The organism is Polymorphospora sp. NPDC050346, assembly GCF_040655695.1.
GTDB classification, from domain to species: Bacteria; Actinomycetota; Actinomycetes; order Mycobacteriales; family Micromonosporaceae; genus Polymorphospora; species Polymorphospora lycopeni.
In genome coordinates, this window is the sequence record NZ_JBFAKM010000041.1 from 15,544 (window position 1) to 38,658 (window position 23,115).

The following is a 23,115-nucleotide window of genomic DNA, read 5'->3' on the forward strand; positions in this document are numbered from 1 at the left end:
AGGGAGCCGTCAGTCCACGACGGTGATGGTGTAGCGGACGCCGCCGATCGGCAGCCGGTCCGGAGGCGGCGGGCAGGGGGCGCCGGTGGGGCTGCACGGGATCGCGACGGACGTCTTGCCCTGGGCGATCTCGACGCCGTAGACACCCGCCGGTGTGCTGCTGCCGGCCGTGAACCGGAGGTTGACCGTCACCCGTTCGACGGGATCGAGTGGCAGTTCCTCGATCCTCGCGGTCGTCGTCGACACCAGCCGGAGTTGGGTGGTGGTGCCGACCTGCTGGATCCCGCTGCCCCGGCGGCCCGCCTGGTGCCAGCGCTGGAACAGGACCGGGCCGAGGTCGACGACGATCTGCCCGCCGACGAGATGGAACGGTGTGCCGACCGGCCTGAAGATCAGGCTGGTGTGGGTGCGTACGAACTGGTTGTTGGCCATGGAGAACGACCGGTCCGCCGACTGGGATTTGCCGATCGCGATCGAGTTCACGTTGCGCTGGGCGATGTTGTTGTCGTTCGTGACGACCCTGTCATGGTCGGCCGGGTACGGCTTCAGTTCGTCTCCGTCGGCGTCCCAGAGCGCCGCGAGGCAGAAGTGGCCGGGACCCGGCACGTTGTCGAACTGGATCGGGATGCGGGTGACGCCATCGGCCGGTACCGCCACGTCCAGCTTGGTGGCGACGTTGACCCAGTCGGTGTTCCAGTTGGTGCCGCCACCCGGCTTGGTGCGCCGCAATTCGAGGGTGCCGACGGCGTCGGTGGTTCCGGTGTTGGACAGTGTGATCCACACGTGGTAGCTGCCGCCGATCAGCAGTTGGTCCTGGCTGGTCGGGCACTCCACGGGTGGCACCGTGGGCGTCCAGGCGCAGACCTTGATCGCCGGGCTATGCCAGAACGGGGAGACGGTGGAGGGTTCGGCGCCGTTGTCGCTGAGGGTGTCCTGGATGAACACCTCGGAGGTGGCGTGCAACCCGACGTCGGAGCCTGCCGCGGTCGCTCCCGAGACCGTGAGCAGCAGCGCCAATCCGCTCGCCACCAGCCCGGCCCCGGCCAGCCGTCGCGGTCGCGGGAAACTCTTCAACATCGACAGCTCCTTCCTGTAGAAGCGGGCCTTCAGCGTGCGGCAGCAGGTGGACGGGCGGAGAGTGTCCGGCCGGCCCGGGTCAGTCCCGGTCCTCCGGTTGCACGCGACGGTGGCCGGTGTCCGGGTACGAGTACCCGGACACCGGCCACCGCGAGACGGACCCGCACCGCGGGCGCATCACATGGTCAGGAGCGGCCGCCCACTGTCGAGCGTGCGGCGGCGGCGACCAGCGCCTCGACGTCGGCGGCCGTCAGGCGACCGTCGACCCGCAGGCCGTTCGCCTTGGCCGTGACGAACTCGACGTACTCCTGGTTGCCGCTCCACGTCCGGTCCCTCGGGTAGAGGACGTCGGTGTACGTGCAGCCGTTGCCGAGGTCCCCGTTGGCGACCCCGCTGTTGACGTTGCCGAGCCAGATCTTCCACCGCTTGTCCGAGCCGGGGCAGGCGTCGGGCGTGATGGTGACGATGACCTTGCCGATCTCGGACCGGTTGCCGGCCAGGTCGATCGCCCGGAATTTCACCACGTGCCGACCCGGGGCGCTGATGGTCAGCGGCGCCTTGTACCGGGTCCAGGCCTCGCCGTCGATGGCGTACTGGAGCACCCGGACGCCGGAGCCGCCCTCGTCGGCGCCGGTCAGCGTGACCGTCACCGGGGTGTGGTAGCTCCGGTTGTCGTCCCCGTTCGGTTCGTCCGGCGACAGCGTCGCCGCCGCCGTCGGCGGGGTGGTGTCGGCCGGCGGCTCGACCTCGAGCGTGAGTACGGCCGGGTTGTGGTCGGCGGCCTTGTGCCCGTCGGTGCCGAACCGGTCGGCGTAGTCGGTGTTGATCGGCGCGTACCGGAAGTCGACCACCGCGTCGTCGAGCCCGTCGGTGACCAGCACGTGGTCCAGCGTCTGCAGGACGCCCTGGTAGTGCGAGCTGTACCGGAACTCCGCCGGGGCGCTGCCCCAGAGGTTGGTGAGCGTCGAACCGGTCTGCAGGGTGGCCAGCGGCTGCTCGTACTCGAACTGGTTGAGGTCGCCCAGCACGATCACCTGCCGGCCGGCGTCCTCCAGCGCCTTGACCCGGTCACGCAGCCGGGTCGCCTGCTCCTGCTGGCAGGCGCCGGACGCGCCGGCCCCGCCCTTGGACTTGAAGTGGTTGTTGACGACCGTGAACTCCAGGCCGCCGGCGGTGACGTCCAGCGCCAGCGGCGGCCGGTCGTACGCCAGCCCGGAGTCGTCGCAGCCGGGCGTGGTCCGGTCGAGCTGGCGCAGGTTGGCGACACTCACGCCGTCACGAACCAGGAAACCGACGTCGATGCCGCGCGAGTCGTTGCCCTCCAGCAGGTGGGCGGTGTAGCCGCCGAGCGTCGTCGCCAGGTCCTGGAGCACGGCCAGGTGGTAGACCTCCTGCACGCCGATGATGTCGGGCCGCTGGAGCAGCTCGATCGACGCGGCGATCCGGTCCCGCTTCTCGGCGTACTCGGCCTGGGTGACCGGCGACAGGTCGAGCTCGACGCCGACCGGGAAGTAGTTCTCCACGTTGTACGACACGACCCGCAGCTGGCCCGGGCCGGTCGGGGCGAGTCCGGCGTACGGGAACGCGGTGGGTCCGTCGACGACCTGCGGCATGGCGCCGGGCTGCGGGTACAGCTTGTAGTGGCCGTACGAGAAGCCGAGCGGCCCGGTCGCCCCGCGTACTTCGTCGAGGTGGTCCGCGGTGACGTGGGTGGTCGACGGCGCCGGCGGCTTGTGCGGGTTGGCGGGGTTGCCGGCACCCGCGTCGGCGTCGAGGGCGAGCAGCGAGGCGGGCACCGCCGCGCCCTGGAGGATCGGGTCCCGGGTGGTGCCCGGGGTCAGGAACAGTTCGCCGAACTTGTTGGTGCCGCCGGAGTTGGCGACGCCGGCCGGCAGGGTGACCAGCATGCCCTCGAGCGACTCGTAGTACGCCCGGCCGCTGCCCTGCGCCTCGGCCCGGGCCTGGTCGATCACGATCGGCGCCGGCACCGGCGCGGTGCCGACCTTGGTCGGCTCCTGGCCGATCTGCTCGGCGAGTTCGGTCAGCCCGAACTTCTCCTTGACCTGGCCGGTCACCCGCACCACGTCGCCGGGCCGGTACGCGGCCGGGTTGTCGACGTAGCCGACGAAGATGCCCTCGGAGGTGTTCGGGTCGCCGTCGACGTCGTCGGCGAGCGACTGGACGTAGATGCCCCGGTCCTCGGGGTAGGTCCGCTCGTAGTCGGCGCCGACCTCGTTGTCGATGCCGGTCACCACACCCTGGATGGTGACGGTCCGGCCGGACATCGGGCTGCTGGCGCCGCTGCCCTGGATCGCGCTGATCAGCGTGTGGTCGCCCGGCTCCGGGTCGGGGTCCGGGTCGGGGTCGACGGCGCCCTTCGTCAGGCGGACGTCGTCGAAGTACGACGTCAGGTTCGGAAACGGCGAGGTGGCCTTGCGGTCCTGGAGGTTGCCGATGCGGACCGCGGTGACGGTGAAGTCGGTCAGGCCGAACTTGGCGGCGATGTCGGCGTCGAGGTCCCGGGTGTTCGCGATCCAGGTGCCGTTGCCGGCGAACTGCTGGCCGACGATGTACCGGACGGTGGCGGAGTCCTGCGGCAGACCGGTGTAGTCCGGCCGCGAGCCGAGGTGGAAGTAGCGCAACTTGTAGGTCTGCGTGCCGGAGGTGAACTCCACCTCGGCCAGCGCGCCGGCCCAGTTGGCCGAGCGCGAGTCGGCGTAGAAGGTCTGCACCGTGTCGTAGCTGAACCAGAGGTCGTCGGCGGCCGGTACGGAGACCGCCTGTTCCGCCCCGACGCCGAGCAGGCCCAGCTTGGAGCCGACCTGCCAGTACACCTCCAGGGCGAAGTCGCCGTCGGGTACGGGGGACGGGGGCGGGAACTGGCCGGCCGCGTCGAAGGTCTGCACGACGACCCGGTACGGGCTCGTCTCGTTCTCCAGCAGCACCTGGTTCCACCCGGTCGGGGCGGCGGCGTTGCTGCCGGGCAGTTCGAAACTGGGGTTCTGCAGGTACTGGACGGATTCGGCGGCGTGTGCCGGCGCGCCGGGAAGGGCGCCGACGGCCGTGGCGGCCAGAGCCACGGCACACGCGAGGCCACGATGGACGGATCGCATCGCCAATGTCCTCCTGGGACGGTCGCGGGTCAAAACGTGGGGACGTCGGCAGCCAAGCGCCAGTGCATGGCAGGGACGTGAACACCGCTCGGACGCCGACCGACAGGTGCGACACAACGACGCCGGCTTGAGGCCAGTGCCGTACTCTTCCGCGAATCGGCCGGTAATCCCGCATAGGCGGCCATAATCGGCGGTCGTGGCGAGGCCGGGAGGGGACACACCAGCCCACTCCAAGATATTAAACTTCATCTATGGCACGAGGTTGGCCGCTCGTGGGACGCCGGGAAGAACTACGCTCCATCGACGCGGCGATGCGGTCCGGCACCCCGCACGGCGTACTGCTGGCCGGTCCGGCCGGGGTGGGGAAGACCCGGCTGGCCCGTGAGGCGCTCACGTCGGCGCAACGGCGCGGCGCCGTCACCCGGTGGGTCGTCGGCACGGCGGCGTCGCGCGGGCTCCCGCTGGGCCCCTTCGCGGCGCTGCTCGGCGCACTGAACAGCGACCCGGTGGCACTGGTGGCGGAGGCGTCCCGGGTGCTCGTCGCGGATGCCGGTGACGGCCCGCTCGTGCTCGGGGTCGACGACGCCCACCTGCTCGACGAGGTGTCGGCACTGCTGGTGCACCAGTTGGCCCTGCACTGCGCGGCGGTCGTCATCGCCACCGTACGCACCGGCGAGACGGTGCCGGACCTGGTCACCCACCTGTGGAAGGACGGATACCTCGAACGGCTCGAGGTGTCGCCGCTCGGCCAGCGACAGACCGGCTCGCTGCTGGAGGCCGGGCTGGGTGGCCCGGTGGACAGCAAGACCGTGGACCGCGTCTGGGAGATCACCCAGGGCAACGCGCTCTACCTGCGGCATTTCGTCGACGGCGAGGTCGAGGCCGACCGGCTGCGCCCGGTCCGCGGCGTGTGGCGGTGGTCGGGCGGGGCACCGGTGTCGCCCGGCCTGACCGACCTGGTGACGATCCGGATGGGCGAACTGGCCGAACCCGTGGCGACAGTGGTCGACCTGCTCGCCCTCGCCGAACCGCTCGGTGTCCGCCTGATCGCCCGGCTCGCCGACCCCTCGGCGGTCGAACAGGCCGAACGGGCCGGCCTCGTCCGGGTCGAGCAGGACGGCCGCCGGCTCGAGGCCCGGCTGACCCACCCGCTGTTCGCAGAGGTCAGACGTGCCCGGATGGGGGTGCTGCGGGCCCGGCGGCTACGCGGACGGATCAGCCGGGCGCTCGCCGACACCGGGGGCCGCCGGGCCGACGACACCCTCCGTCGGGCCGTACTGGCGCTGGACTCGGACCTGGAACCGGACTGGCGGCTGCTGTACGAGGCGGCCAGGCACGCCGGCCGGCTGTGCGACCTCCCGCTGACCGTACGGCTCGGGCAGGCGGCGCAGGCCGCCGGCGGCGGATTCGAGCCGAGCATGATCACGATCGCCGCCCTCAACGGACTGAGCCGACCGGCCGGCGCCGAGGTCGCGGCGCTGGCCGCGACGGCGGGTACGGACGACGAACTGGTCCGGGCCACGGTGGCGCAGGTGATCAACCTGGCGTGGATGGCGTCGCGGCCCGCGGAGGCGCAGACGATCCTCGAATCGGCCGAGTCGCGGGTCGTCGACGGCGCGGGCCGGATGCGGCTGATGGCGCTGCGCGCGTTGTTCGACGGGCAGCGCGCCCGGCCGGTCGCGGCGATCGAGGCGGCGACGACCGCGCTCGCGGCACCGGGACTGCCGGACGAGTCGGTCGCTCTCGCCACCGCCGGACACGTTGTCGGCCTGGCCGCCGTCGGCCGGGCCGACGAACTCGCCGACGCGACGGCGCGTGGCCTGGCCGCGGCCGGCCGGTCGGCGGAGTTCGGCTACGTACGCTTCCCGCTGATCACCGCGCAGGTCGCCGGGCTGCGCCTGGCCGGCTACCTGCGGGAGGCGGCCGAGATCGCGTACGCCTGCTGGGAGTCCGTGCGTTACCTCGACCTCCCGGCGTTGATCAGCACGGTGCTGCTGGGTGACGTGACCCTGGCCGAGGGCCGGCCGGTCAGCGCCCTGCGCTGGCTGCGTGAGGCGCACGCCGGCCTGGAGCGGTTCGACACGGCCGGCGGCTTCGAGCACGTGTGCCTGATCCCGCTGGGCCGGGCGCTGGCGCTGACCGGTGACCTGGCGGCGGCGGCCGACGTACAGGCGCGACTGCACGCCCGGCAGCACCCGATGGTGCTGTTCCTCCAGCCGGACCTGTACCTGTCCCGGGCCTGGCTGGCCGCCGCCCAGGGGGTGTCGAGCGAGGCGGTCGCGCTTGCCCACGAGGCGGCGTCGGTGGCGGCGGCGACCGGGCACTCCGCCCACGAGGTGCTGGCGCTGCACACCGCCGTCTGCTTCGGCGACCGGTCGGTGGCCGCGCGGCTCACCGCGTTGGCCGCCCGGGTGGATGGTCCGCGCGCCCCGGCCGCCGCCGCGCACGCGACCGCGCTGGCCGCCGACGACGCCGACGGTCTGCGGGCCGCGTCGGACCTGCTGGAGCGGATGGGGGACCTGCTGGCGGCCGCCGATGCGGCGGCCCAGGCGGCCGCCACCTACCAGCGGATGAACCGGCGCGGCGCGGCACACCGGGCCGCCGCCCGGGTACGCCGGCTGACCGAACGCTGCGAGGGCGTACGGACCCTCGCGACGAGCACCGTCGCGCCCCTGCCGCTCACCGGACGCGAGCGCGAGATCGGCAGCCTGGCCGCCCGGGGCATGTCGAACCGGGAGATCGCGGACCGGCTGGTCGTCTCGGTACGCACCATCGAGAACCATCTCTACCGGATCAACGGGAAGCTGGGCACCAGGGGCCGGGCCGAACTGGCCGAGGTGCTACACGACGACCCGCCCGAGCCGCCGCCCGCCGCCGGAGACGAGCGTCCGTGACACCGCGCCCGGTGCCGGCCGATGCTCCTGCTGCCGTACCGCCAGCCGGGCGACCAGCCAGGTGGTGAGCACGATGCCGGCGAACGGGAGATACCTCGCGACCGTCCTCATCGTGGTGCCTCCTTCTCCCCGAGCCGTTCGCGCTGTGGGGCCACGGTGTACTTCGGATCCCCGGCCGAGGCAACGCCGGCGGTGAAGAACCCGAAGCGGGTGCAGACGGCCCCGGCCAGGAAGGCCGCCCCGGCCAGGGCGGTGGCCGTACGGCTGCGCCGGCCCGCGACCGCGAGCACCGCACCACCGACGCCGAACGCCCTACCCGCCCGCAGCAGCCACCCGCCCGCCCCCTCGCGCAGGGGCTCGGCCACCAGCCCGAGGCGGCGGTCCATCCGCCGGGCCGCGACCAGCTCGACGGCGGTGCCGAGGACGGCCGCCCGCCGGGCCGGGCCGGCTTCACCGGCCGGCGCGACCAGCAGGCCCAGCCCGCCGGCGGAGGCGGCGGCGGACCCGACGAACAGCGCCGGCAGCTCGCGGTACGCCTCGTGCCAGGTCGGCACGGCGGTGTCGGCGATCAGCGCGGCGGTGTAGGCGGCGACCGCCGGACCCAGCAGGGCCGCGCCCGCCGTGCCGAACCGGCCGAGCCGGGGCAGCAGCCCGGTCACCTGACTGCCCGCGGCCAGGCCGGCGAGCGGGCCGTAGCCGGCCAGCAGCCAGGACCCGACGCTCATCGGCGAACTGGGTTTGAACACCCGCAGCATGTTGAGGAACCGCTCGGGCCGGCCCAGGTCGTGGATCAGGGCGTACAGCGATCCGCCGAGCGCGCCGGCGGCACCGACCTTGAGCCCGGCGGCGAGCCGGGGCCGCCCGGCCAGCTCGGCGGCGGCGCCCAGCGTGGACGAGGCGCCGGCCAGCCCGCCGAGGAAGAGGTATCCGGCGATGTCCGCCGCCCGCCAGGTCGGGGCGTTGAGCACCGGCAGCCCGTAGTAGGAGCGGAACTCGGCCTTCGGCACCATCAGCCGCTCGCCCCGTTGGCGGCGCCGCCAACGGCCGGCCGAGCCGACCACCGCCTCCCGCCCGGCCGGCAGGCCGGGGGCGCCGTCGAGGCGTACGTCGGTCCGGTTCACCTGCCACCTCCGATGACCGTCACGCCGACCAGCCCGACCAGCAGCCCGGCGGCGGCCACCGCGACCCGGCGCCACATCGCCGGCAGGTCGCGGGTGGTGACCACCGGATCCGGCGGCAGGCCGTACACCTCCGGCTCGTCGAGCAGCAGGAAGAACGCGCCGGTGCCGCCGACCCCGTCGCCCGGGTCGGCGCCGTAGAGCCGGGCGTCGGCGACGCCCTGGTCGTGCAGCCGCCGGACCCGCGTCTCGGCCCGCTCGCGCAGCTCGGTCAGCTCACCGAACTGGATGGAGTCGGTCGGGCAGCTCTTCGCGCAGGCCGGCTCCTGGCCGACCGACAACCGGTCGTAGCACAGCGTGCACTTCCACACCCGGCCGTCGTCCTTGCGCTGGTCGATGACACCGTACGGGCAGGCCGGGACGCAGTAGCCGCAGCCGTTGCAGATGTCCTCCTGCACCACCACGGTGCCGAACTCGGTCCGGAACAGCGCCCCGGTCGGGCAGACGTCCAGGCAGGCGGCGTGGGTGCAGTGCTTGCACACGTCGGACGACATCAGCCAGCGGAACTCCATGTCGCGCACCGGGTGCGGGTGTCCGTCCGGCGGCCGGGACTCGGGCATCCCGAGCGAGACGGCGGTACGCCCCGCCGCCTGCGCGGTGACCGCCGCCGGCAGTTCCACGTCGGCGAGGTGGGTCTCCTGCCGGCCCAGCCGTCGCGGCTGCTCGACGAAGGCCACGTGGCGCCAGGTGTCCGCGCCGAGCCCGACGGTGTTGTCGTACGACATGCCGGTGAAGGTCAGCCCGTCCTCCGGGATGGCGTTCCACTCCTTGCACGCCACTTCGCACGCCTTGCAGCCGATACAGACGCTGGTGTCGGTGAAGAAGCCCATCCGCGGCGGGTGCGCGTCGTATCCGCTCGCGGTGGCCGGGTCGAGGCCGTGTTCGGCGGCCGCTCTCAGGTCGAGTTCCATCGCCTAGACCTCCGTTCCGGTCAGGCCGGTGATGCCGGCGCGGGCCTGGTATTCGCCGACCAGTTCGAGGCGGGCGGGTCCGCGTGGTCGTCGCCCGGGCCGGATGTCGGCGGAGAACGCCTTCACCTCCTGGATGTGCGAGTTCGGGTCCAGCGAGATGGCGGACAGCTCGTTGGCGGCGTCGCCGCGGCTGTAGCCGTTCGGTCCCCAGTGGAACGGTAGCCCGATCTGGTGGATGACCCGCCCGTCCACCCGCAGCGGCGCCATCCGTTCGGTGACCATGACCCGGGCCTCGATGGCGTTGCGCGCGGTGACGATGGTGGCCCAGCCGCCGTGTTCCAGCCCGCGTTCCACCGCCAGCTCGGGGGAGACCTCGCAGAAGAACTCGGGTTGCAGCTCGGCCAGGTACGGCGTGTGCCGGCTCATTCCGCCGGCGGTGAAGTGCTCGGTGAGCCGGTAGGTGGTGACCACGTACGGGAAGACGTCCGCGCCGGACTGCCGGCCGCTGGGCTGGTACCGGTTGTGTTCGTGCGGGTAGAGCAGCCGGGCCGGGTTGCGCTGCTGGCCGTACAGCGGGTTGCTGATCGGGGAGTCCTGCGGCTCGTAGTGGGTGGGCAGCGGCCCGTCGGCGATGCCGGCCGGGACGTAGAGCCAGCCCAGCCCGTCGGCCTGCATGATGAACGGGTCGGTGCCCTTCAGGGCCGCCACCCCGGTGGCACCCTCCGGCGGCCGGTAGTCGGGGCGCTTGGTCGGCTCGAAGTCGGGCACGTCGTAGCCGGTCCACCTGCCCGCCTGCTCGTCCCACCAGACCAGCTTCTTCCGCTCACTCCACGGCCGGCCGTCGGGGCGGGCGGAGGCGCGGTTGTAGAGCAGCCGGCGATTGTCCGGCCAGGCCCAGGCCCACTCCGGGGCGACCCAGTTCTGCTCCTCGGCCGGCTTGCGCCGGGCCGCCTGGTTGATCCCGTCCTTGTACACCCCGCAGTAGATCCAGCAGCCGCAGGCGGTGGAGCCGTCGTCCTTGAGGCTGGCGTAGCCGGGCAGGGGGTTGCCGCCGGCGTCCCAGCCGTTGATCTCCGCCAGCACCGCCTCGGCCGACGGCTCGGCCACCGTGCCCTCGGTGGGGTAGTCCCAGGTGAGGTCCAGAACCGGGCGGTCCATCAGGGCGGTGGAGCCGGCCAGCCGGTCGCGGATGATCCGGCCGAGGTGGTACATGAACCACAGCTCGCTGCGCCGGTCGCCCGCCGGCTCGACCGCCTGGTGGTGCCACTGCAGCATCCGGTTGGTGTTGGTGAAGCTGCCGGACTTCTCGGTGTGCGCGGCGGCGGGCAGGAAGAAGACCTCGGTGCCGATGTCCTCGGTGCGCAGCTCGCCGGACTCGATCTCCGGGCCGTCCTTCCACCAGGTGGCACTCTCGATCAGGTTGAAGTCGCGGACCACCAGCCAGTCCAGGTTCGCCATGCCCAGCCGCTGCATCTTCGCGTTCGCCGAGCCGACCGCCGGGTTCTCGCCCAGCAGGAAGAAGCCCTTGCAGGTGCCGGCGAGCTGTTCCATGACGGTGTCGTAGGTGCAGTGGCTGCCGGTGAGCCGGGGCAGGTAGCCGAAGCAGAAGTCGTTGTCCGGCGTCGCCGCCGGCCCCCACCAGGCTTTCATGAGGCTGACCAGGTATGCCTTCATGTTGGCCCAGTAGCCCTTCGGGGCGGCGTCGGCGGCGACCAGGTCGTCGAGCGTCTGACCGGCGTGGGCGTGCGGCATCGGGATGTAGCCGGGCAGCAGGTTGAACAGGGTCGGGATGTCGGTGGAGCCCTGGATGCTGGCGTGGCCGCGCAACGCCTGGATGCCGCCGCCGGGGCGGCCGATGTTGCCCAGCAGCAACTGCAGCACGCTGGCGGCGCGGACGAACTGCGAGCCGTCGGAGTGCTGGGTCCAGCCCACCGCGTAGACCAACTCGCTGGTCCGCTCCGGGCCGGAGTTCTCCACCAGGTGCCGGCACACCTCGGCGAAGACGTCGGGTGCGATGCCGCAGATCCGTTCGACCATCTCCGGGGTGTAGCGGGCGTAGTGCCGCTTGAGGATCTGGTAGACGCAGCGCGGGTGCCGCAGCGTGCGGTCCTGGTGCGGCTCGCCGGTCAGGGCCGCGCCGCCGGCGCCGTGCTTCTCGCCCCGGCCGGTCGACGAGCCGGACGCGCGCTGCTGGTACTGGGTGTCCCGCTGCCCGGAGGCGGAGACGACGTCGACGCCCTCGTACTGCCAGCTCCGCTCCGAGTAGACGTGCTCTTCCGGATCGAATCCCGAGAAGAGACCGTCGAGGTCCTCGGTGTCCCGGAAGTCCTCGTTGATGATCGTGGCCGCGTTCGTATACGCCAGGACGTACTCCCGGAAGTCCTTCCCCTCGGTCAGGACGTGGTTGATGATCCCGCCGAGGAACGCCACGTCGGTCCCGGCCCGGATCGGCACGTGCAGGTCCGCCAGGGCACTGGTACGGGTGAACCGCGGATCGACGTGGATGACGACCGCGCCACGCGCCTTCGCCTCCATGATCCACTGAAAGCCGACCGGATGGGCCTCGGCGTAGTTGGAGCCCTCGATGAGAATGCAGTCGGCGTGCTGGGCGTCCTGCATGAAGGTGGTGGCGCCGCCCCGGCCGAACGAGGTGCCCAGACCGATGACGGTGGAGCTGTGACAGACCCGGGCCTGGTTCTCGATCTGCACCATGCCGAGCGCGGTGAACAACTTCTTGATGAGGTAGTTCTCCTCGTTGTCCAGCGTCGCGCCGCCCAGGCTGGCGATGCCCATCGTGCGGGCCACCGGCAGGCCCCGCTCCTCGGCCCGCCACGTCTCCCGCCGGGTCCGCAGCACCCGGTCGGCGATCATCTCCATCGCCGTGTCGAGGTCGAGCTCCTGCCAGTCCGAGGCGTACGGCGGACGGTGCAGCACCGTACGCAGCCGGCCCGAGTCCGTGGTCAGTTGCAGCGAGGCGGCGCCCTTCGGGCACAGCCGGCCACGGCTGACCGGCGAGTCGGGGTCCCCCTCGATCTGCACGACCCGGTCGTCGCGGACGTACACGTTCTGGGCACAACCGACGGCGCAGTACGGGCAGACCGACTTGACGACCTTGTCCGCGCCGGCCGTACGCGGCTCGAGGGAGTCGCTGCGCGGCGACTTGACCGCCGCGCCCCGCCCGGACCGGTCAGGGCCGGTGAGCTGCCGCCAGACGGGCCACCCCCGTGGGGAGATTCCGGCCATCGGTCCTGCCCTTCCGCTCGGTCGCTCAGTGCCGTCCGTCCGCCCGGGCGGCCCGTTGCATCGGCTGGTCCTCGGCGGCGCGGCGGCGTACCCATTCGCGTACCAGCGCCGACGACATCGGGTTGACCTCACGGTCGTTGACCAGCCGCTGCGTCCGGGACGGCAGGAGTCCCGGCCGCCCGCGGCGCTCCCGGTTCACCGTGACCCCGTCGTCCGCCGGCACGCCGGTGGCGATGAGGTACGCCTGACCGGGTGGGATGCCGAGGCGGCGCCCGACCTCGACGTAGTCGTTTCCCTGGTCGAGCAGCCGCAGTACCTGATCCCTGTCCGGCATGACCAAAGCCTCCTAGGGGATAATCCTGGCATCACGGACGGACCGTGGCGGCCACTTTCCCCAACGCACGGCCACCGACCGCCGCGCGACGCACGGGATCCTGGAACTAGCCCGCGGGATGGGTGCCGGGGGTGTGGCCGAAGGTACGGCGGAACACGTCGATGAACGCGCTGGCCGATGACCAGCCGCACCGATGGGCCACCGCGGTCACGGGCGTCCTGTCGGCGAGCAGGATCAGCGCGTGGTGCAGGCGCAGCTGGGTGCGCCACTGCGGATAGCTCATGCCGAGGTCGCGGCGAAACAGCCGGGACAGGGTCCGGTCGCTGGCGCCGACCTCGCGGCCGAGGTCGACCAGCGTGCGGTTGCCGCCCGGGTCGGCCTGCAGCAGTGCGCACACGGCACGCAGCAGCGGATCGGTCGGGGTCGGCACGTGCAGCGGCTGCTGCGGAGAGGTACGTAACCGGTCGAGCAGCACGTCGCGCAGCCGGTCACGTTCCGGGCTCTGCTCAACGGGGCCGCGGGTGTAGGCCATGATCAGCTCACGCAGCAGCGGGGCGACCGACAACACGGTCGGGGTGTCCAGGCCGAGCGGGTTGCTCGTGGCAGGCAGCCCCACCAGGTGCAGTTCGAGTTCGCCGTAGGCGCGGTGGGCGTGAACGGTGCCGGCCGGCACCCAGATGGCCCGGGTGCCCGGCGTGACCCACGAGCCCGCGCTGGTCGTCACGGTCAGGACACCACGGGCGGCGTAGACGATCTGGTGATCGTCATGGCGATGCGCGTCGATCTCAGCCCCGGACGCGAGCCACTGGCTCCGAGTCGGGGCCACCGACACGTGGCGGATTTCCGTCATTGATTGTCAGGTTATCGGAAGCCCGACAGGGTGGCGCGTTGGAAGCATCGGATCGTGCGCAGAAGAACGTCCATCACCCTGCTCTCCGTCGGCCACGCCTGCGTCGACGTCTACCAGGGCACCGTCGCCGCACTGGTGCCCCTGTTCGTCGCCGAGCGCGCCTACACGTACGCGGCCGCGTCCGGCATCGTGCTCGCCGCGACGCTGCTGTCCTCGATCGCGCAACCGGTGTTCGGCGCCCTCACCGACCGCTGGGCGATGCCGTGGCTGCTGCCCGTCAGCACCCTGCTCGGCGGGGTCGGCATCGCCCTGAGCGGGCTGAGCGGCAACTACGCCCTCACCCTTCTGTTCGTGGCGGTCTCCGGCATCGGCGTGGCCGCCTACCACCCCGAATCCGCCCGCATCGCCCGCGAAGCCAGCGAGGGCAGCCACACCGCGATGGCCTACTTCTCGACCGGCGGCAACGTCGGCTTCGCCCTGGCACCGCTGATGGTCGCCGGTATCGCCGCCCTCGGCGGACTGAGCTGGACGCCACTGCTGGTCGTGCCGGCACTCGCCGGCACCGCGATGGCGCTGCCCGTGCTGCACGCCCTCGCCCGGCGTAGGAACACCACCCGCGAGAACACCACGCGGGCCGGGCGTGACGACGTCACCTCGTTCGTGCGGCTGACCTTCGCGGTGGTGTTCCGGTCGATCGCCTTCGTCGGCCTCGGCACGTTCATCTCCCTCTACGCCCAACAGCGCATGAACGGCAGCGCCGTCGCCGGCACCACCGCCCTGTTCCTGCTCTACCTCGGTGGCGTCGCCGGCTCCTTGCTCGGCGGCTCCGCCGCGAACCGGTGGGGCCGCGTCACCGTGTCCCGCTGGTCCTACGCGGTCACCGTCCTCGCCATCGCGGGCGTGGTGTGGGCGCCCGGACCCGCCATGTACCCCTTCGTGGCCCTGACCTCCGCCGGCCTCTACCTGCCCTTCTCCCTGCAGATCACCCTCGGACAGGACTACCTGCCCAACAGGGTCGGCACCGCCAGTGGCATCACCCTCGGCCTGGCCGTCAGCATCGGCGGACTCGCCAGCCCCGTCATCGGCGCCCTGGCCGACGCGACCTCACTACGGACCGCGCTCACACCCCTGATCCTCATGCCGGCCCTGAGTTGGCTGATGTTCCGCACCCTGCGCGACCCCGAAGCGTCGAAGCGGTCTCGGCCCGCCAAACAACAGGAAGTCCCCGCCCCGTCCAGCCCTGTTCGGGTCGACTGACCCGTTCGCCCTACCGGGACTCACCGGACCGGTCGAAAGCCCGAAGTGTGCGGCCCGTGGGGTGCGACTCCCGCACCCCACCGACCGCCCGGCCCGGACCGGCTCAGGTCTGGTTACCGGGTATGTTCTTGTACTCCTGCGGACGGACCCCCTTCGGCCGAGGATCCTTCTGGGTCTGACCGCCGCCCTGTCTGGCGTTGGTGGTGCCGCCGAGCGCACCGATCAGGTCATCCTTGTCCATCTGGTCGGTGTTGCCGATCCCGGCACGCTGCGCCTCGTCGCGCAGCTGCCCGGTGGTCATCTGGGCCAGGTTACGTCCCATCGTCCGCACACCTCCTAGTGCCTCGTCTTTGAACGTTGATCGTGTAATGCGCCGGTTCTGAGGACCTGTCGGGCAGGCTGTCTCCCATCGTTTATGGGAGGTGGTGGCCGGTGGGCAGACGCCCGGAGGTGTTCGTCCGGCAGGTGTCGATGGCCGAGGGACAGCGGTTGCAGCGGATCAGCCGGACGGCGAAGGACCCGGTGAAGTTGCGTCGGGCGATCGTCGTGTTGATGTCCGCTCAGGGGCAGCCGGCCCCGGACATCGCGCACCTGCTCAAGACCAGCGAGGACTACGTGCGGGACGTGATCCACGCGTTCAACGAACGGGGGTTCGACGCCCTGGACCCAAAATGGAGCGGGGGCGCACCCAGACGGATCGATGAGCAGACCCGTGACTGGATCTGTGTCATCGCCCGGTGCGACCCCCGCTTCCTCGGTAAGCCGTTCTCCTGCTGGTCACTGACCAAGCTGCGCGACTACCTGATCCAGGCCGGCTATGTCACGACGATCAGCGTAGAGACCGTCCGGCGGATCCTGCACGAGCGTGGCGTGTCGTGGCAGGCCACCAAGACCTGGAAGGCCAGTACCGACCCCGACTTCACCGCCAAGATGCGTCGGATCCTCGACCTGTACGACCACCCGCCCGCCGACGGGCGGGTGCTCTGCGTGGACGAGTTCGGGCCGCTGAACCTGCAACCCCGCCCCGGCCGCGCCTGGCGTCCGGAAGGTCAGCCGGTACGACTACGGGCCACCTACAGCCGTGACCAGGGGGTACGGCACATGATCGCCGCCCTGGACCTGGCCACCGGACGCCTGCACTACCGCATCCGCGACCGCAAACGATGGCGCGAGTTCCTCGGCTTCCTCAAAACCCTGCGCCGTCGCTGGCCCGACCAGCGTCTCCACCTGATCGTGGACAACTTCTCCCCGCACAAGCATCCCGAGGTCCGCGCCTGGTGCGCGACCAACCGCGTCGAGTTGGTGTTCCTACCGACCTACGCGTCCTGGCTGAACTGGATCGAGGCCGAGTTCGCCGCCGTGCGGTACTTCGCCCTCAACGGCACCGACCACCGCAGCCACGCCGAACAGGACGCCGCCATCGGCGACTACATCCGCTGGCGCAACCACCGCGCACGCCCGAAATCCGGATTCGCCACCGGATCCAAAATCCGCCACCCTGATTACCCGTTCAAGGCTGCATGACGAGGCACTAGCTCGAGTGGACCGCCCGCAGCGACCGGTATGCGTCGGCCTGCTCGAATTCCATGTCAACCTCGCGTCGCGTCGGCTCCCCGCGCTTACCCGGGCAGCCCGCGATCGAACACCACCAGGGCGGCGGCCCCGACGCGGCGATGAACGTAGGCGTAACGGTCTATGTCTTTTAATTGTCGGTCGGCACCCGTGAATAACGTTCCCGGGAGATTGTTCGTTCCAGCTGCCCAGGTCAACCGATTGGCGCACGGACCCGGCCGGCGATGAGTAGGGCGCTACTCACGACATCACGCGGCCTCGACGATACGTTTTGGCGAACTCGGAATCAATCCGACAACCACCCATCGCCTATGGAGGGCATATCCCGATGCGTCACCGATCCAGCTCGCTCCACCGTGTCATCGGCCTGCTCGCAGCCGGCCTGCTCGCGGCCGTCGGTGCGGCCGTCGCCGCGACCCCCGCCAACGCCGGCCCGATCGCCTGCAACAACATGACCAGCTTCACCCTGGTCTTTCGAACTGGCGGCGACGACCTGCGCAGCAACAGCGAGGTGATGCCGTTCCTGACGACCAGGTACGGCGACGTGGAGCTACAGCATTTCCGTTCCGGCTTCGGCAACAATTCGACCCATACGAAAGTGCTGGGTCTCCACAACCTGAACTGGACGGTCAACTCCTGCGACGTCACCGGCCTGAAGCTGCGAATGTTGTCGCACAACGGCCCTTTTCAGACCGACGACAACTGGAACCTCGACGCGGTCACGATGTACGGATACGGCCAGAACGGCGCCTACAGCTACTACTTCCACGCCGCCGGCACACCACTGAAGCGCTTCACCGGAAGTAGCCAGTGGTGGTCGCAGCTGGGCTGACACCGCAGCCGGCGACGGCAGGGAAGCCCTGGTCTTCCCGGCCGTCGCCGCTGTCGGTGGTGGGGGATCCGATCAGCCGCGCAGAACCGCGACCACGGTGTCGGCGAGCGCGGCGGCGTGGCGCCCGTCCGGATCGAGGTCCGGGTCGTAGACCGTGACCTGCAGGCCGACGCAGGCCGGATCGGTGACCAGCGGACGGAGAAGCTCGGTCAACTGCGGGTGGTCGAGGCCGCCCGGATCCGGGGCATCGGCGGCCGGCATGACCTCGGGGTCCAGCACGTCGACGTCGAGGTGGACGAAATAGCCGTCGTGGGCGGCCAGCCGTCGGGCCACCCGGGAGCCGACCGCCGCCGGGCCCTCCGCCAGGATCTCCGGCGTGGTGTGCACGGCGATGCCCAACCCCCGCACCTCGGCGAGTTCGCTGTCGTAGTCACGCACCCCGAGGATCACCAGATCCTCCTCCCGGCAGTACGGCCCGAGTCCGTCGATGTCGGCGATGTCTGGCTGTCCCCGTCCGGTGACGATCGCGGTGCCCTCACCGGCGGAGGCACCCACGCGGTCGCTGTTGCCGACGTGCCGGAAGTCGATCGACCCGTCGAGGTAGGCGATGCCGTAGCGCCCGCGCCAGTGCAGGGCGAGCGCCGGGCCGAAGAGAATCGAACAGTCGCCGCCGAGCAGCACCAGGAAGTCACCGCTGTCGACGACGGCGTCGACCCGTTCCGCGAGCTGTCGCGTGTAGCGCGCCAGCGCGGCGGCGTTCAGCACCCCGTCGCCGGGGCGCCAGTCGCGGACGTCGTAGCGCGGCGGCACGACGACACCCGCGTCGCGGGCCGCGAGCCGGGACAGCAGGCGCTGGTCACGTAGGGCGCCGGCCAGCTTGTAGCAGCCGGGCACCAGGCCCGGTGCCGGCGGGCGCAGACCGAGGTTGGACGGCGCGTCGAGGACGGCGATGGGACGCATCGGCGCAGGATATCCAACCCGTCCCGGGAGGCGGGTGTGCCGTACCCGTACCCGTGCCCACCTGACCGGCCCGGTCGCCGCGCGTGGCCGCGGTGAACCCGCCGCGCCGGCCGATCAGGAGTCGCGGTCGGTCATTCGAAGAACTTGAGGCTGTATCCGACGTTGGTGGTGGCCCCGGGAACGTTGGCCCGCCGGTAGGTGGTGTTGCCCCACCACACGGCCGTGCCGGTGTACCAGTACCGGTTGGACCACGAGTACGGCGTGCCCTTGGCGACCGCGTGGAACATGGTCGGGAACCGGTTGCCGGACGGCGGGCTGGTGGCGATGTCGCCGCGCTCCAGGACGAACGAGTTGTGGCCGGGGCCGTCGACGTGCAGGGTCGCGTGCCAGCCCGACATCATGTTGTCGGCGTGCGAGCCGAACAGGCAGCCGTTGCTCTTGTACCAGTCCCAGACGTACGTGGGGTCGCCGCCGGCCCGCAGCCGCAGGTCGGCCAGGCAGTACCGGCTGCTCCAGCTTCCGTTGGCGGAGTACACGATGTGCAGTTGCCCGTTCGGGTCGCGGACCGGCTGCGGTGCCTCGTTGATGAACGGGTTGCCGACGACGCGTTCCCACGGCTCCCGCGGCTGCGAGATGATGTAGCGGCCGCCGGTGGTCGTGGTGGGGCTGGTCATCCGGGCGACGTAGAGGTTCTGCTCCACATTGGTGTCGCCGGCCCAACCGGACCACACGAACCAGCGCTGGCCGTTGTGGGTGAACGGCACGCCGTCGATCGCCCACTTGTCGCCGGGCAGCGCGACCTTCGTGGCGGCCGAATAGCCGGAGTCGGCGGTGGCGGAGCTGATGTGGTACATCCGGTGGGCGGCGCTGCGGCCGGCGGCGAAGTAGATGTGGTATCGACCGTCGTGGTGCACGATCTCGGGCGCCCACACCTCGCCGAGGTTGCCCGTGTCCCGCCACACCTGGCGCTTGGGCGCGGTGGCGATGCCCTCGAGGGTGGACGCCGTCCGCACCGCGACCCCGCCGTCCACCGACTTGGCCGAGACGTAGAGGCCGCCGACCCGGATGACGCTGGGGTCGGCGCCGCCCAGCGTGGTACGGCCGAATGGCTGCGGCTGCGCGGCGGTGTCGGTCCCGGCCACGGCAGCGGTCGGCGCGTGCCCGAGGGCGAGCGCGCCCACCAGGGCGGCGGAGGCGATGCCGGCGAGTCGGCGTGGGTGAGGCATCGGATTGTCCTCCTGATCGTGCCGCGGCAGCTTGATCTCGACGGTTGCCGATCACAGAGAGCGCTCTCAGAGTATTGCCACGACGTGAACGGTCGTCAATGTTTCGAGACTGACTGTTAGGAAAGTTTTCCAAATGCTCCGATCCTGCCGCCCGCGTTGTCAGCGGCCGGTCGATCCGTCGATCTGCTCGCGGAGGATGTCGGCGTGGCCGGCGTGCCGTCCGGTCTCCTCGATCATGTGCACGAGGACCCACCGCATCGACGGTGCCGGTCCCCGGCGCGGGGGACGCGGGGCAGGAAGAGCCAGATCCGGGCAGGCGTCGATGACCTGGTTGGCCCGCTCGACAGCGCTGCGGTAGTCGGCGAGCACACTGTCGACCGTGTCGTCCACGGACGGCCGTATGGTCGCCCGCCAGTTGCCGACATCCTCGCCAAGGAAGTAGAACCGCTCGACGAACGTCAGATGCTTGAGCAGCCCGAGAAGGCTGGTGCCCGACGGCACTCCACCTGTCCGCACCTGCGGTTCCGGCGCACCCGCGACCTTGTCCGCGATCGACTTACGTAGATAGTCGAGAAAACCCTGCAAGGTGGCCTTCTCGCCGCCGCCGGTCCACGGCGGTCCGGTGTCCTTTGCCCGCCTCCCAGACATCAAGTCACTCCCTCCGACCGGATGGTCGCGCGGTCCCGGCGGCTCGCCGGACCAGCAGGACGTTGTCGACGACGGTGGCAGTCTCACCACCGGGTCCGGTGGCCCGGCGGCGGGGCATGTCGGCCCGCAGGACGCACCACCGCGCCGGGTCGAGATCGAGCTCGGCGGCGATCTCGGTGGGCGTGGGGAAGTGGGCGTCAGGGTCCTGGTTCCACGACCACGGCGCGGTGGAGCCGTGGTCGACGACCAGCAGAAGACCGCCGGGACGCAGGGCATCCGCCGCGGTACGCAGGACCCGGCTACGGTGCAACGCAAACGGGGTGTGGAAGTACTGGGCGGACACGAGATCGAACCGGCCGGCCGGAAAGCTCCTGGCCAGATCGTGCCGCTCGGTGGCGACCCGGTCCGCGACGCCGAGTTCCCGGGCGCGATCCCGCACCCGCTCGACGGCGGTCCTCGAAATGTCCACCGCGGTCACGTGCCACCCCCGCTGCGCGAGCCAGATGGCATCGCCGCCAGCGCCACAGCCCAGATCCAGTACGGCGCCACAGGGCAGCGGTGCGGCAATCTCGGCGAGCAGCGGGTTCACGCGTACGCCCCAGCTGCCCCGGGTGCGGTAGTGCCGCTCCCAGAACGCCTCGGCGTCCCCGCCGTGGTCGCCCGCAGGTCCTCGGCTTCGGGTGAAATCCATTTGTGGGTCGATCCCCTCGTCGGCCGGCGTGCCGCGCGTGATCCGTACGCACCCGACGCCGGTTGGTGTACCGCCAGCATCGCCACCGTCGTTTCCTGCTTGCAAGAAAAATTGCGGATCCGCATCATCGGATGCATGGACAACCCCGCAGAAGATGTGCTGGCCGGAGTCGGAGCCCGTCTGCGCGCCCTGCGCCAGGCGAGGAACGCCACGCTGGCGGCGCTGGCAAACGAAACCGGCCTCACCGCGAGCACCCTGTCCCGCCTCGAGAACGGCAAACTCCGCCCCACCCTGGAGCAGTTGCTGCCGCTGGCCCGGGCACACGGCGTACCACTCGACGATCTCGTCGCGGCGCCACCCACCGGCGACCCGCGCATCCACCTGCGACCCGTACGGCGATCCGGGCTGGTGATGGTCCCACTGACCAGGCGGGCCGGCGGCATCCAGGCCTACAAGGTGATCTACCCACCGGCCGGCCGATCGCCCACGATGAACCTGCAGACCCACGAGGGATACGAGTGGTTCTACGTCCTCAATGGACAGATTCGATTCGTGCTCGGCGAGCGGGAATTCCAGCTCGGCGTCGGCGAAGCCGCAGAGTTCGACACCCGCATACCGCACTGGATCGGCAGCGCCGACACCCAACCCGCGGAACTGCTCGCACTGTTCGGCGCACAGGGAGAACGCGCCCACCTGGCACCATCGGGGCACTGACCGTTCAGCCCTCCACCGGCCGTGTCCGGCGCGTGCGCGGGGAGCAGGCGGGCGTTTACGACGAGGTACCGGTCGTCGCCGGATCACCCCCGCGTGCGCGGGGAGCAGATTTGGTTGGTCGCCTGGTCCCCGCGGCCGCTGGGATCATCCCCGCGTGCGCGGGGAGCAGCGCTGCGGCTGCCGGATGTCCACGCCGAGCTGGGGATCACCCCCGCGTGCGCGGGGGAGCAGAACTACGAGATCACCTCAGGCAACTCGTCGAGGGATCACCCCCGCGTGCGCGGGGAGCAGTAGGTCACACAGTGCACATAGGTCAATCGGTGGGGATCACCCCCCGCGTGCGCGGGGAGCAGGATGGTGGTCACGCGGTCACCTCGGCGCGGCTGGGATCACCCCCGCGTGCGCGGGGAGCAGCCGATCGACATTCCCCCGCGCCTGGTCGCGCTGGGATCACCCCCCGCGTGCGCGGGGAGCAGTTGACCACGGCCTGAACGTCTTGCTGGCCTTCCGGATCACCCCCGCGTGCGCGGGGAGCAGCCGGAGAGGACCGCGGACTTGTAGCCACAGCGGGCACCCCCGCGTGCGCGGGGAGCAGGGGTGATGGCCGACGACGCCGATCCGACGAGCAGGATCACCCCCGCGTGCGCGGGGAGCAGATCTCGGCGATGTCCTGGCCGATTTCCTGCCACGGATCACCCCCGCGTGCGCGGGGAGCAGTCGATGTCGGAGCCGAGCACGTCGGCCGGTGGGGGATCACCCCCGCGTGCGCGGGGAGCAGGTGTTCCAGCCGGCCATGGCCGGCTCACGCCGGGATCACCCCCGCGTGCGCGGGGAGCAGCTGCCCTTCCACGTCGTCCAGTGGGCCCCCTCGGGATCACCCCCGCGTGCGCGGGGAGCAGGCTTCCTGACCTGGTGCTCTAGAGATCAACTAGCCGATTTTCCTTTACTTTAGTCGGCAAGGCTGCCATCTGAACTCCCTGGCTCGGCGGGACCGATGTCTGGCATGAATCATCATGGCGAACGGTTCGTGGAACCGGAAGTCGTACCGGGTGTTGGAGTGACCCTCTCGAGGCGTGGAAGCTCGCCGGATCTGAAGGGTTGTAAAGAGCGGTCTGCTCCCTATGCGTCGGGGACCCCCGCCGGTCGAAGCGCCATAGTGGATGGATGACCTCGCAGCCACCTGCCGGTGGCAGGCGTTGATGACCTGGTGGCTGTCTGCGTAGCCGACGATCCGGGTTTGGCGTAGGCGGCGCATTTGGGCGTTGAGGTGTGGCGGCGGAGTTCGCCACAACCTCGGCCTGGAGGCCGGTACGGGCGGCCAAGCGGGCCGGCGGGACTCATCGGAAGGTCTCCGAAAGTTTCAGGACTGGCGGCTCGAAGCTGGAATCGTCAAACCTGCTCTCGGCGCCCGCCTGGAGCCGGTCTCGGCCGTCCTCACGACAATGGCCAGGCGTTGGATCCGGCAGGGTTGTGGCAGTGCAAGATCAGTCTTCTGGTGGCATTTCCGGAAGTTGTTGACGAGAAGTCGGCAGCGGATCGATACTCGGGAGCACCAAGCGCATCGGGTGTCATCGATCAAGCGCCTGTTGCGACATCGCACTCCGGTCGTTGCCGC

18 protein-coding genes and 1 CRISPR repeat array are annotated in these 23,115 nt (G+C 70.9%); of the genes, 5 read left to right on the top strand and 13 right to left on the bottom strand.

Translation table 11 applies throughout. From position 1 onward, the window contains the following. Positions 1-9: 9 nt before the first annotated feature. Together AB0I42_RS30865 and AB0I42_RS30870 are read right to left on the bottom strand one after the other, a co-directional pair. A complete protein-coding gene (locus AB0I42_RS30865; protein ID WP_357542835.1) occupies positions 10-1,077 on the bottom strand; it encodes a hypothetical protein in 1,068 nt (355 codons plus the stop codon). Positions 1,078-1,262: 185 nt separating this feature from the next. Continuing rightward, positions 1,263-4,190, bottom strand: coding sequence for an endonuclease/exonuclease/phosphatase family protein (locus AB0I42_RS30870; RefSeq protein WP_357542837.1), 2,928 nt, complete (start codon positions 4,188-4,190; stop codon positions 1,263-1,265). Between the two features lie 272 nt (positions 4,191-4,462). Between AB0I42_RS30870 and AB0I42_RS30875 the strand changes: the two genes are divergently transcribed. Further along, on the top strand, positions 4,463-7,084 hold the full coding sequence (locus tag AB0I42_RS30875; protein WP_357542839.1) for a LuxR C-terminal-related transcriptional regulator: 2,622 nt from the start codon (positions 4,463-4,465) through the stop codon (positions 7,082-7,084). Here AB0I42_RS30875 and AB0I42_RS30880 read toward each other — a convergent pair. From AB0I42_RS30880 to AB0I42_RS30905, 6 genes are all read right to left on the bottom strand, one after another. Further along, complete coding sequence (locus tag AB0I42_RS30880) at positions 7,031-7,195, bottom strand: hypothetical protein (RefSeq protein WP_357542841.1); 165 nt, start codon at positions 7,193-7,195, stop codon at positions 7,031-7,033. The genes AB0I42_RS30875 and AB0I42_RS30880 overlap by 54 nt on opposite strands. After that, entirely contained in the window at positions 7,192-8,205 is a 1,014-nt protein-coding gene (gene nrfD, locus AB0I42_RS30885; RefSeq protein WP_357542844.1) for an NrfD/PsrC family molybdoenzyme membrane anchor subunit, read from the bottom strand. The genes AB0I42_RS30880 and nrfD overlap by 4 nt, the downstream gene beginning before the upstream one ends. After that, positions 8,202-9,173 carry a 4Fe-4S dicluster domain-containing protein gene (locus AB0I42_RS30890; RefSeq protein WP_357542846.1) on the bottom strand — a complete coding sequence of 324 codons (972 nt, stop codon included), beginning with the start codon at positions 9,171-9,173 and terminating at the stop codon, positions 8,202-8,204. Before AB0I42_RS30890 ends, nrfD begins: the two co-directional genes overlap by 4 nt. 3 nt (positions 9,174-9,176) lie before the next feature. After that, entirely contained in the window at positions 9,177-12,416 is a 3,240-nt protein-coding gene (gene fdh, locus AB0I42_RS30895; protein ID WP_357542848.1) for a formate dehydrogenase, read from the bottom strand. 25 nt (positions 12,417-12,441) lie between these two features. Further along, complete coding sequence (locus tag AB0I42_RS30900; RefSeq protein WP_357542850.1) at positions 12,442-12,750, bottom strand: hypothetical protein; 309 nt, start codon at positions 12,748-12,750, stop codon at positions 12,442-12,444. Positions 12,751-12,856: 106 nt separating this feature from the next. Further along, a complete protein-coding gene (locus tag AB0I42_RS30905) occupies positions 12,857-13,600 on the bottom strand; it encodes a helix-turn-helix transcriptional regulator (protein WP_357542852.1) in 744 nt (247 codons plus the stop codon). A 54-nt stretch (positions 13,601-13,654) separates the two neighbouring features. Here AB0I42_RS30905 and AB0I42_RS30910 point away from each other — a divergent pair, with 54 nt between their 5' ends. Next, positions 13,655-14,857, top strand: coding sequence for an MFS transporter (locus AB0I42_RS30910; RefSeq protein WP_357542855.1), 1,203 nt, complete (start codon positions 13,655-13,657; stop codon positions 14,855-14,857). 103 nt (positions 14,858-14,960) lie between these two features. On the opposite strand, the gene AB0I42_RS30915 is transcribed toward AB0I42_RS30910, so the two are convergent. Beyond that, a complete protein-coding gene (locus tag AB0I42_RS30915; protein WP_357542857.1) occupies positions 14,961-15,158 on the bottom strand; it encodes a hypothetical protein in 198 nt (65 codons plus the stop codon). 131 nt (positions 15,159-15,289) lie between these two features. Here AB0I42_RS30915 and AB0I42_RS30920 point away from each other — a divergent pair, with 131 nt between their 5' ends. Together AB0I42_RS30920 and AB0I42_RS30925 are read left to right on the top strand one after the other, a co-directional pair. Continuing rightward, complete coding sequence (locus tag AB0I42_RS30920) at positions 15,290-16,381, top strand: IS630 family transposase (protein ID WP_357542859.1); 1,092 nt, start codon at positions 15,290-15,292, stop codon at positions 16,379-16,381. 376 nt (positions 16,382-16,757) lie between these two features. Beyond that, positions 16,758-17,261, top strand: coding sequence for a hypothetical protein (locus AB0I42_RS30925; protein WP_357542861.1), 504 nt, complete (start codon positions 16,758-16,760; stop codon positions 17,259-17,261). Positions 17,262-17,333: 72 nt separating this feature from the next. Here the strand turns inward: AB0I42_RS30925 and AB0I42_RS30930 are convergent, their stop codons facing one another. The 4 genes from AB0I42_RS30930 to AB0I42_RS30945 all read right to left on the bottom strand — a co-directional run bounded on the left by AB0I42_RS30930 (position 17,334) and on the right by AB0I42_RS30945 (position 20,786). Then, positions 17,334-18,221, bottom strand: coding sequence for an arginase family protein (locus AB0I42_RS30930; protein ID WP_357542863.1), 888 nt, complete (start codon positions 18,219-18,221; stop codon positions 17,334-17,336). A gap of 131 nt (positions 18,222-18,352) precedes the next feature. Next, on the bottom strand, positions 18,353-19,447 hold the full coding sequence (locus AB0I42_RS30935) for a glycoside hydrolase family 43 protein (RefSeq protein WP_357542865.1): 1,095 nt from the start codon (positions 19,445-19,447) through the stop codon (positions 18,353-18,355). 159 nt (positions 19,448-19,606) lie between these two features. Continuing rightward, entirely contained in the window at positions 19,607-20,095 is a 489-nt protein-coding gene (locus AB0I42_RS30940) for a DinB family protein (RefSeq protein WP_357542867.1), read from the bottom strand. A 4-nt stretch (positions 20,096-20,099) separates the two neighbouring features. Then, entirely contained in the window at positions 20,100-20,786 is a 687-nt protein-coding gene (locus AB0I42_RS30945) for a class I SAM-dependent methyltransferase (RefSeq protein WP_357542869.1), read from the bottom strand. A 135-nt stretch (positions 20,787-20,921) separates the two neighbouring features. Here AB0I42_RS30945 and AB0I42_RS30950 point away from each other — a divergent pair, with 135 nt between their 5' ends. After that, positions 20,922-21,500: an XRE family transcriptional regulator gene (locus AB0I42_RS30950; protein ID WP_357542871.1), complete on the top strand. Its 579-nt coding sequence runs from the start codon at positions 20,922-20,924 to the stop codon at positions 21,498-21,500. A 22-nt stretch (positions 21,501-21,522) separates the two neighbouring features. Next, a CRISPR array of direct repeats spans positions 21,523-22,399; the repeat unit is 22 nt; unit sequence CCCCCGCGTGCGCGGGGAGCAG. The last annotated feature ends 716 nt before the right edge of the window (positions 22,400-23,115 follow it).

Bases quoted from the DNA above. Each gene is read 5' to 3' on its own strand.
- AB0I42_RS30925 (WP_357542861.1), top strand. From the start codon at position 16,758: ATGCGTCACCGATCCAGCTCGCTCCACCGTGTCATCGGCCTGCTCGCA.
- AB0I42_RS30940 (WP_357542867.1), bottom strand. From the start codon at position 20,095: ATGTCTGGGAGGCGGGCAAAGGACACCGGACCGCCGTGGACCGGCGGC.
- AB0I42_RS30890 (WP_357542846.1), bottom strand. From the start codon at position 9,173: ATGGAACTCGACCTGAGAGCGGCCGCCGAACACGGCCTCGACCCGGCC.
- AB0I42_RS30935 (WP_357542865.1), bottom strand. From the start codon at position 19,447: ATGCCTCACCCACGCCGACTCGCCGGCATCGCCTCCGCCGCCCTGGTG.
- AB0I42_RS30915 (WP_357542857.1), bottom strand. From the start codon at position 15,158: ATGACCACCGGGCAGCTGCGCGACGAGGCGCAGCGTGCCGGGATCGGC.
- AB0I42_RS30880 (WP_357542841.1), bottom strand. From the start codon at position 7,195: ATGAGGACGGTCGCGAGGTATCTCCCGTTCGCCGGCATCGTGCTCACC.
- AB0I42_RS30870 (WP_357542837.1), bottom strand. From the start codon at position 4,190: ATGCGATCCGTCCATCGTGGCCTCGCGTGTGCCGTGGCTCTGGCCGCC.
- AB0I42_RS30930 (WP_357542863.1), bottom strand. From the start codon at position 18,221: ATGCGTCCCATCGCCGTCCTCGACGCGCCGTCCAACCTCGGTCTGCGC.
- AB0I42_RS30950 (WP_357542871.1), top strand. From the start codon at position 20,922: ATGGACAACCCCGCAGAAGATGTGCTGGCCGGAGTCGGAGCCCGTCTG.
- AB0I42_RS30905 (WP_357542852.1), bottom strand. From the start codon at position 13,600: ATGACGGAAATCCGCCACGTGTCGGTGGCCCCGACTCGGAGCCAGTGG.
- AB0I42_RS30865 (WP_357542835.1), bottom strand. From the start codon at position 1,077: ATGTTGAAGAGTTTCCCGCGACCGCGACGGCTGGCCGGGGCCGGGCTG.
- AB0I42_RS30945 (WP_357542869.1), bottom strand. From the start codon at position 20,786: ATGGATTTCACCCGAAGCCGAGGACCTGCGGGCGACCACGGCGGGGAC.
- AB0I42_RS30900 (WP_357542850.1), bottom strand. From the start codon at position 12,750: ATGCCGGACAGGGATCAGGTACTGCGGCTGCTCGACCAGGGAAACGAC.
- fdh (WP_357542848.1), bottom strand. From the start codon at position 12,416: ATGGCCGGAATCTCCCCACGGGGGTGGCCCGTCTGGCGGCAGCTCACC.